Origin of the sequence: Methanothrix sp., from assembly GCF_024518575.1 — an archaeon.
GTDB lineage: Archaea > Halobacteriota > Methanosarcinia > Methanotrichales > Methanotrichaceae > Methanothrix_B.
In genome coordinates this window covers 23588-31948 of record NZ_JANIHG010000019.1, presented here as the reverse complement: position 1 = coordinate 31948, position 8361 = coordinate 23588, and the positions used below count along the sequence as shown (strand labels likewise).

7 protein-coding genes are annotated in these 8361 nt (G+C 53.9%); 5 read left to right on the top strand and 2 right to left on the bottom strand.

The window, feature by feature from the left end; translation table 11 throughout:
• Nucleotides 1-8: 8 nt before the first annotated feature.
• Nucleotides 9-1103: a monovalent cation:proton antiporter family protein gene (locus tag NQU42_RS05390; protein ID WP_296609679.1), complete on the top strand. Its 1095-nt coding sequence runs from the start codon at nt 9-11 to the stop codon at nt 1101-1103.
• 150 nt (nt 1104-1253) lie between these two features.
• Here the strand turns inward: NQU42_RS05390 and NQU42_RS05385 are convergent, their stop codons facing one another.
• On the bottom strand, nt 1254-2135 hold the full coding sequence (locus NQU42_RS05385) for a class I SAM-dependent methyltransferase (RefSeq protein WP_296609676.1): 882 nt from the start codon (nt 2133-2135) through the stop codon (nt 1254-1256).
• A gap of 206 nt (nt 2136-2341) precedes the next feature.
• Here NQU42_RS05385 and NQU42_RS05380 point away from each other — a divergent pair, with 206 nt between their 5' ends.
• Together NQU42_RS05380 and NQU42_RS05375 are read left to right on the top strand one after the other, a co-directional pair.
• Nucleotides 2342-3130: a hypothetical protein gene (locus NQU42_RS05380; protein WP_296609675.1), complete on the top strand. Its 789-nt coding sequence runs from the start codon at nt 2342-2344 to the stop codon at nt 3128-3130.
• 241 nt (nt 3131-3371) lie between these two features.
• Complete coding sequence (locus tag NQU42_RS05375; RefSeq protein WP_296609674.1) at nt 3372-3776, top strand: hypothetical protein; 405 nt, start codon at nt 3372-3374, stop codon at nt 3774-3776.
• Nucleotides 3777-5127: 1351 nt separating this feature from the next.
• Here NQU42_RS05375 and nifB read toward each other — a convergent pair.
• On the bottom strand, nt 5128-6027 hold the full coding sequence (gene nifB, locus NQU42_RS05370) for a nitrogenase cofactor biosynthesis protein NifB (RefSeq protein ID WP_296609673.1): 900 nt from the start codon (nt 6025-6027) through the stop codon (nt 5128-5130).
• Nucleotides 6028-6192: 165 nt separating this feature from the next.
• Here nifB and NQU42_RS05365 point away from each other — a divergent pair, with 165 nt between their 5' ends.
• A complete protein-coding gene (locus NQU42_RS05365; protein WP_296609672.1) occupies nt 6193-6930 on the top strand; it encodes a nitrilase-related carbon-nitrogen hydrolase in 738 nt (245 codons plus the stop codon).
• A 24-nt stretch (nt 6931-6954) separates the two neighbouring features.
• A complete protein-coding gene (locus NQU42_RS05360) occupies nt 6955-8145 on the top strand; it encodes a DNA primase small subunit PriS (RefSeq protein ID WP_296609670.1) in 1191 nt (396 codons plus the stop codon).
• Nucleotides 8146-8361 lie beyond the last annotated feature (216 nt).

The following is an 8361-nucleotide window of genomic DNA, read 5'->3' as shown; positions in this document are numbered from 1 at the left end:
GAGTGCTCATGGAGAACACAGCTTTCATCATAGCCATTTCAATATGCATTATATTAATAAAAGCCATTACATCTGCACTTGCCACGTCGATCATCGGCCTCCCCATGCGAATGGTGGTGCTTGTCAGCCTGGCGCTGAGCCAGGTGGGAGAGTTCTCATTCATACTCTCAAAGGTCGGGCTTGACTCAGGCATTCTGTCACCAGAGGTGTACCAGATGTTTCTGGATGTGACGGTCCTGACCATGGGCGCCACGGCCTTCATGATAGCCATATCGCACAGGGTGGCATCTGGCTTCTCACAGCTCTCCAGATACGATGAGCTTGAGGGAGTCAGGAGGCAGCACAAGCTCAGAGACCACCTGATAATAGTGGGCTTTGGGGTGAATGGTAGAAACGTTGCAATGGCCGCGAGGGCGAAGGGCATACCCTATGTTGTGGCCGACCTGAATCCGGATATTGTAAGGAGCGAGAGCGGGAATGGAGAACCCATATACTATGGAGATGCGACACAGGAGTCTGTGCTGCTGCACCTTGGGATAGCAGATGCGAGGGTCATGGTGGTCGCCATCTCAGATCCGGTGGCCACACGACAGATCGTCGAGATGGCAAGACGTCTCAATAAAGATATTTTCATAATAGCGAGGACCCGGTACGTTCAGGAGGTTGAGGCACTTCACATGCTTGGCGCAGACGTCGTCGTTCCTGAGGAGTACGAGACATCTGTCAAGATATTCGCAAAGGTTCTCGAGAGGTACCAGCTCTCCAGGGATGATATAGAGAGGTTTGTGGAAGACATGAGAGCTGGAGACTACACCCTCTTTCGCAGCGTCTGCGAGGAGGCCTACTGCGATGCAAACCTGAAGCTCATGGGGAAGGTGATCTACACCATAAGAGTGCCTGAGGGCTCAACGGCCGCAGGCAGAACTCTCGATGAGCTTGGCATCGAGGGCGTACTTGCGATAAACAGGGGCGATGAGACGCTGAAGCCCATCGGCGGATTGAGGCTGCAGGAAGGCGACGTTCTTATAGTGATCGGTCCATCTGATAAGATGCGCGAGGTCGAACGCATGCTGACTGAAACGGCCGCGGGCTCGGCGCGCTGAAACCCCCGCAGAACTATCCTGTGCTGTGATACTGGATGCCTGCGATATCACGGGCGTGGACCTAGAGGAACAGGCACGCTATAGAGGCTCATGGTAACATCTGCCCCTCACAGAATCCAGTCCTGCAGTTCGAGTGCACGGACACTCTGCTCAGTGGCGGTCTTTCCGTCCCAGATACACCCACTGATCGTATACAGATATCGATTGGCTGTTATCGATCAGACTGCCATCCCAGCCGCGATCTTTCAGGAGATCTGCGATCCTCTCAGCCTCCCTCTTCGAGTACACTGTGTACAGGACGGTATTTCTGGAGAGGGATGATGATTTTACTATTATATCCCTCCAGATATGCCAGTTGGAGTCGTCTATCAACCCCACCATGAATCCCATCACAGCATCGAAGCTCTCTGTGCTGAAGAATCTTGGGAGCAGCCTGGCATCCAGCACGAATGTTCTCCTGGGATCCAGAGCGCCAGCTCTCAGACCCTGGCAGACCTCGCATCGGTCTATGTCCATCGCCCACGGATTTATTCCCAGAGCCCGGAGGACCATTGTCCCAATGCCGCTTCCGCATCCGACCTCAAGCACGCTGGAGCCATCATCCAGCACTCCCCCAAGAAGCTCCTTCAGCATGCTCTCAAGCCTTGATATCCTGTCCTCAGGATGGCGAGGTGCACCGCTCTCCGAACAGCCATCACAGAATACGCCCTCCATGAGCGATACCGAGAGGCACTCCACAATCGCCTGGAAGAGATCATCCGCATCCGCATTGACCCTCTCGCAATCGATGCATTTGATGAGATCCGTCACAGGTCTGCTCTCTGAGTAGAGATCTGTCATGAGGATCCAGAGGTCCTGAGCTTCCGAGTACAGCGCCAGAGCTCTGTCATTCACAGCGATAGCTCGATCGAAATCGCTGGCTTCAGCCACTATATTTCTGGTGACCGGGAGCCATATGAGATCCTCCAGGGATTCCTCCGCAAGGAAGACGCACTCGTCCTCACCCAGATGAAGCATCTCGTTGATCAGCACAGCAGTTTGCTATGATCCTGCAGATATGAACTTTCGCACCAGATCCAATGAGAGTGCAACGGCCTGGTAGTGTGCCGGATTGTCTGTAATTCGTGGGCCCCAGCAATTGATATAGCAGCCACTGATATAACATGTAACACATACGCGATTCACAATCGTCCACAGAGAGTCAGGTTTATAGTTGCCTATAGCAGAGAATGATTCCGATGGCAGAGCCCTTTGTTGAGACCGAGACGTGCAGGACAAAGTGCAGGTGGGTGGCGAGGGTATTCAGGGAGTTCAACCGGCCCAGGACGACTGTGAGATCTCTGTTCTATCATGCTCTTCGCAGGGGCGAACCCGACTATCCGATATGCGGAGGGTTTGTGGGCGAGATAAGGGTGACAAGGCAGTTTGATGAGAGCGATGCCAGCCGTCTGGTCAAGTGGGCCACTCTCGCATCCGAACTGGGGTATATTCCGCATGACGCAATTCTGGAGGAGGTTCCAGGAATAAATGTGCTCATCCCTGATCGCATGCCCACGGGAGCGGGTGTTGAGCTCTGGATCGACCGATCTGCATTCAACTCCCTGATATGGCCGGTATGCAAACGATATGAAATCACCCTCGTATCGGTAAGCGGAGCACGCCTGGATGATGCCCTGCGGGATCTTCGAAACAGAGCAATAGGTAAGGATATGCTTCTTCTATGCATGGCAGATCTGAGCCCAGCAGGTCTTTCATTCGTCCGTGCTCTCGAGGATGCTGTCTCTGGTTTAGGTATGCGGATGACACACATAGCCCTGACACCAGAGCAGGTCGCGAGGCTGCAGATCCCTATGGTCAGGGCTGATAAGAGAGCAACTGATAGAGGCTACAGAGAGCTTCTCAAAAGCGCCGGCCTCGATGGGAGGATGATGGCGGAGCTTGATGCGCTCGAGGCGTGCTACCCGGGCGGAATAGCCTGTTTTCTGGAGAGCCTGATCCGGGAGCACGCGATGGTTGCGCGTACATGATATCCTCGAGCCCATCAAAATGGCCAGACGCCAGAGATGTCGCATTCTGTAACCCAAAACCACTGCATCGCCTTGCTGATGCAGTTTTGACAGGGGCTCATCCAACATCGAGTCGGGAAGATGCTCCACGGTTGGGCTAGAAAACATCGTCTCTTTGAGCACGCGCAGATGTCCCGGGCCGCACTCCATCCAACACATCTTGTGCGAGACGTTTTTATCGTCATCCTGATCATCTCCTTTCATGAGATGCTTAATCGCATGCATCATGATACTGCTTGTCGCACCGGCAGTCGCGCATCCTCTTGAGGCCAGCGGAAGGGTGAGCAGCATATCAAGCGGCGATACGTTCATGGTGGACGGCTTCGGCCTGGTCCATCTCGCCGATGTGAGTGCGCCGGATGTCTATACGATAGATGGCGTCCATTCAAAGGAGTTCACCATGGAGAGGCTTCTGAATGTGCAGGTCTTTCTCGATATCGACAATGTGACCGGCTACCAGCCAGGTGGGACAACAGAGTGTCTTGTCTACCTGTCAAATCCAGATGGCACGCCAGACCTGAGGAGGCTATTCAACAGAATTATCGTGGAAGCAGGCTTCGCTAATTTACACGATGATGCGAACGAGTTCGATCCAGCCTCATGGTGAAGGGCGCACTCGCGGTGAGATGACGTCACCTGTTATGGAAGCTCAGCCTCCATAACAGGTGAAGCCGGAGACCGTTACAATATCCACTGAATGATATGGGCGGCCCATGCTCTCCCACCCCGACCATGCCGTTGTGGGTGGGGATAAACTCGCCCGTTCGTGTTTAGCAACTTGTAGGTCGTGCGATCTGATGCTGGATGCACTCAGGAGCGCATGGCAGGACCAATGCCTCTGCGGCTATCAGATGTAGAGCGTAGTCACCAGAATCATCCAGTTGATATTCCGATCTAAGCAGACGCAAATGAGACAGCACAAAAGAACCCCCTCCGATCCCAGACCTCCGGCAGTTTGCGGACACGATCCGCCATCAGTTTTTCCGTCAAAGCCGTTGCCTTAACCGATCATCTGAGCATCTCCGTTCAGGCGAGATGAAATGGGATGGTTGATGTCGTTTTTCCTCACAAGAGATACGTGCACAGAACCCACGGATGTATGCTGCAGTTCCATGCCCAACCTGTGGAGATCAGGGCCATCCTTTTGCATGCCTAAAAAGGAGACCGGCAAGAATAACATGGTACAGTATTTATTATAATTACTTTTAATACCTATCTGAGATTCGTACATATTTATCCACAAAAATTTACAAAAGATACTCTGCTTCAGGCTGGATCTCGAATACGGGGTGTCCAGCAGAAGTGTGAAATGGGGATATAAATAAGGAGGCAAAGGGTTATGGAATCTTCTTTCAGCGGATGCTTTATAAAGCGGACGCACCCGTATCGGGCAGCTCAAGTCGTTTTCGTCCAAGCAGGATCACGGGCAGGATGTATGGCAAGACCGGCCGATCTTCTGTTTCGCATGACAGATCGATCTGAAATGTTCCTCCAAGGCCGCATCATATAAAAGGTGATTATGATGAAGATCGCCATTATCGGCGCAGCCACTCTTCTGGGCATGTCCATGGCTCTGCTGTACATATGCCTGTACTGCCTTTATTCATGCTGCCTGAGTGACCCCATTAAGTAACTGCGCGGTGTGATGTCAACAGCTTCTGAATGAAATGTGAGAGGATGTTTTGTTTTTCTGCTGGATTCCTCCGAGGTTGTCCACGACCGCGTGTCGATAAATGGATTTCAGACCCCAAAGACCCAGGCCCGAGCGTGCGGGAAGCTGTCGCAAAGGCTCTCGCACAGCAAGGACAGAAGGCCATATTGATGAGATCACTAGCGAGATCGAGACCATAGACCGCTAGAGCGAGCCATGTGGCTCGCCTCCGGTCAACACTGGGCTGTTGTTCCGATAGACATGTGAGAACGTCTTCTAGCCTGACTATCCGGAACGTTAGAGCATCTCAGGCGTCCTTTTTGCCCTTTTCGAGCTCCTGCTGTATGTCACATCCAAGACGCCCGATCGCGTCCGACCTGCACTGCCTGCAGTGGCGCATCTGTTTTATTATCTTGTTCAGCTCGTCCTGTATCGCCCTCTTCTCCTCCGGCGTCGGGGGCTTTATGTGCGCGAACTTGTACTGCGGTATGAGCGGCATGACGTTGTGAATGTATACTCCCATTGACTTTATCTTTCTCGCGATATCGAAGACGTGACTGTCGTTTATTCCTGGAATCAGAACGGTGTTAACCTTGACTATCTTCTTCCGGCGTACAGCCTCCTCTATGCCTTTGAGCTGGTTCTTGAGAAGCAGCTCTGCAGCCTCAAGCCCCTCGTACCTCTTTCCTTTGTAGATGACGTAATCGTATATCTGCTCACCTATGGCTGGATCGACGGCGTTGAGCGTCACCGTGATGTTAGTTACCCCAATGCGGTCTAGCTCCTCTATCCTGTCCGGGAGAAGGAGACCGTTCGTGCTTATACAGAGTATGAGATGCGGGTACTTCTCCCCGACAAGCCTGAGAGTCTCGAATGTCTCCTCGTTTGCGAGAGGCTCTCCCGGTCCGGCAACCGCCACGACCTTGATGTAATGGTACTTCGCGAGAACCTCGTCGACACGCTCCAGCGCCTCCTGTGGGGTCAGAACCCTGCTCGTCACCCCGGGCCTCGACTCATTAACGCAATCAAAATCTCTTATGCAGTATCTGCACTGTATGTTGCACTTCGGAGCTACAGGGAGGTGCATCCTTCCGAAGGCATGGCATGCCTTCTCGCTGAAGCATGGATGCTCCTGGATCCTCCTGAGCTGTTCCGGATCGTAGGGTACCTCCCTGTCAGCTACGACGGCCGTCGGGTATTGTTCCATCTGGATTCACCTGAACTACATTCGCATGCTTCGGCTAAAAGCCTATCCGTGGATCGTCTGCATGCTCATGCATCAACATCTTCAAGCCGGTGGCACCATTTACTCTGCCAGAGACAGGAAGTGCCTGGCATCTCCTAATATACATGTAGCGAGCATGAGTTATTCATGCGTGCTGCCTGCGTGCAGCTCTCTGTGAGAGAGTGTGAGGCATGCGATAACAAGCGGAGAGCTCTTCAGTTATCTGCGGATGCAGCCGACAGCGGCGCGGATATCATAGTCCTCCCCGAGCTCTTCCTAACAGGCTTCTGTTATGATCTAAAACCGGAGAGCATACCATATCCATCGCTGATGTCCTTCAGAGCTCTATCCCTCGATTCAGGCGCGATCCTTGTGGGCTCCATCATGGCGTCATCTGAGAGGGGGGTGCTCAACATGGGATTCTGCATGGCCGGAGCCGAGATGGAGTTTTACTCCAAGACGCATCCATTTGGTGAGGAAAAGGAGCACTTCGTTCCAGGAGACCGGATCGCCCCTGTTAGAGTCGCGGATCTATCGATCGGGCTCGAGATCTGCTATGATATCAGATTCCCAGAGGTCGCCCGCAAGCTTTGTGCATCCGGAGCAGATCTGCTGGTCACGATAGCTCAGTTTCCCAGCGAGAGGATACACCACTGGAGGGCCCTCGTGATAGCGAGGGCGATAGAGAACCAGATACACCATATCGCGTGCAACGCCTCTGGATCTGCCGGTGGGTCGAGCATGATTGTCGGGCCTGGAGGCGATGTTCTCGCGGAGGCCGGCGGCAAGGAGTGCATCATAATCGCAGACCTCGACCTGGATGAGAGGGATCGCCTGAGGAGATCCATCACATGCTGGGAGGACAGAAGGCCAGAGCTCTACTGAGGCGGTATCTTCTGAGGTGGTGATGTGGAGAGCAAGACCGCGAGCTACCTGCGTTCCAGGTTCAGGGAGTACTATCTCACCGCGTCGATGGACGCTCCGCCTGGAATGGAGTCCAGGGAGTGGGGGTTCATATTCTACGACGCTCCTGGCATGAGGAGGCACAGGTCTTTCAGCAGCAGGAAGGAGCTGGTCGATTACATCAGGAGCACTGTGCCGGCGCATGTCTACCACTCCGCTGCGTACTACCTCAAGCCGGATGCTCCCACGATGAAGGAGAAGATCTGGAAGGGAGCGGATCTGATCTTCGATCTGGACGCCGATCACCTCTCAGAGTACAGGGTTTCTGGAAGGAGGGATTACGGGGAGATGCTGGAGCGCGTTAAAAGAGAGACCATGAAGCTGCTGGAGTTTCTGCTGAGCGATTTTGGTTTTGATGAGAAGAGGATAAGCGTGGTCTTCTCCGGTGGCAGAGGGTATCACATACACGTTCGCGATCCATCGATCATGAGGCTCAGGAGCGATGCCAGGCGCGAGATCGTGGATTACCTCACAGGAAGAGGTCTCGATATCGGGCGATTCATTTATGAGATCGACGTCGAGGGGGATGCGGGTGTAGGTAGGGCGCGATCTCTGAGAGGACCGGCCTCCGACGCCCCAGGCTGGGGCAACAGGATCAACAGGGCGATGGAGTCGATGGTCATGCATCTCAGGGCGCTCGACGATGAGGAGGCGATTAGTTTGCTCAAAAGAGTTGATGGAATTGGTCCACAGAAGGCCGGTCGTTTCCTCTCCCGGATCAGAGAGGAGAATGCGATAAATAAGATCCGCGCCGGAAACCTGGACTTCTTCAAGTACGCATCCGGTACATGGAAGCTGATAATCCCGTACCTGATGGAGGAGTCTGTTCGCGCTCTGAGCGGCGAGACGGATGAGCCTGTGACCGCGGATGTGCATCGCCTCATACGCTTCCCTGAGAGCCTGCACGGCGGCACGGGTCTGAGGGTCACACAGCTCACAATCGATTCGCTGCGCGCATTCGATCCTCTGAGAGATGCGGTCGTCTTCGGCGATGACCCTGTTTCTGTGGAGGTCATCCGTCCTACAACCCTGGAGCTTATGGGTGAGCGCTTTGATCTGATCGACGGCAGGGCTGAGCTGCCGGCATATGCTGCCGTATTCCTGATGGCGAGGGGCTTCGCTGAGATTGGCAGATGACTGCTCCTCCCGTTGAGGTGAACGCTCCCCGCCCTGAAAGGGCGGAGCTTCTAGGCTTAACGCCAGAGACCGCGTTCATAGTCTCGTATGTGATGGATCCCCAGGCGGCACCTCCAGCCTTCCTAGATGAATTGAGGTTAGTCGTCGTGATGCATATTATCGCTCCGGAGGGGGCTTCGCTCCCATACCTAAATGATGGGGTCTTACCGCTGCGCC

What these genes read in the sequence shown, in the direction of transcription:
- NQU42_RS05390 (WP_296609679.1), top strand. Translation starts at nt 9, where the DNA reads ATGGAGAACACAGCTTTCATCATAGCCATTTCAATATGCATTATATTA.
- NQU42_RS05380 (WP_296609675.1), top strand. Translation starts at nt 2,342, where the DNA reads ATGGCAGAGCCCTTTGTTGAGACCGAGACGTGCAGGACAAAGTGCAGG.
- NQU42_RS05375 (WP_296609674.1), top strand. Translation starts at nt 3,372, where the DNA reads ATGAGATGCTTAATCGCATGCATCATGATACTGCTTGTCGCACCGGCA.
- nifB (WP_296609673.1), bottom strand. Translation starts at nt 6,027, where the DNA reads ATGGAACAATACCCGACGGCCGTCGTAGCTGACAGGGAGGTACCCTAC.
- NQU42_RS05365 (WP_296609672.1), top strand. Translation starts at nt 6,193, where the DNA reads ATGCGTGCTGCCTGCGTGCAGCTCTCTGTGAGAGAGTGTGAGGCATGC.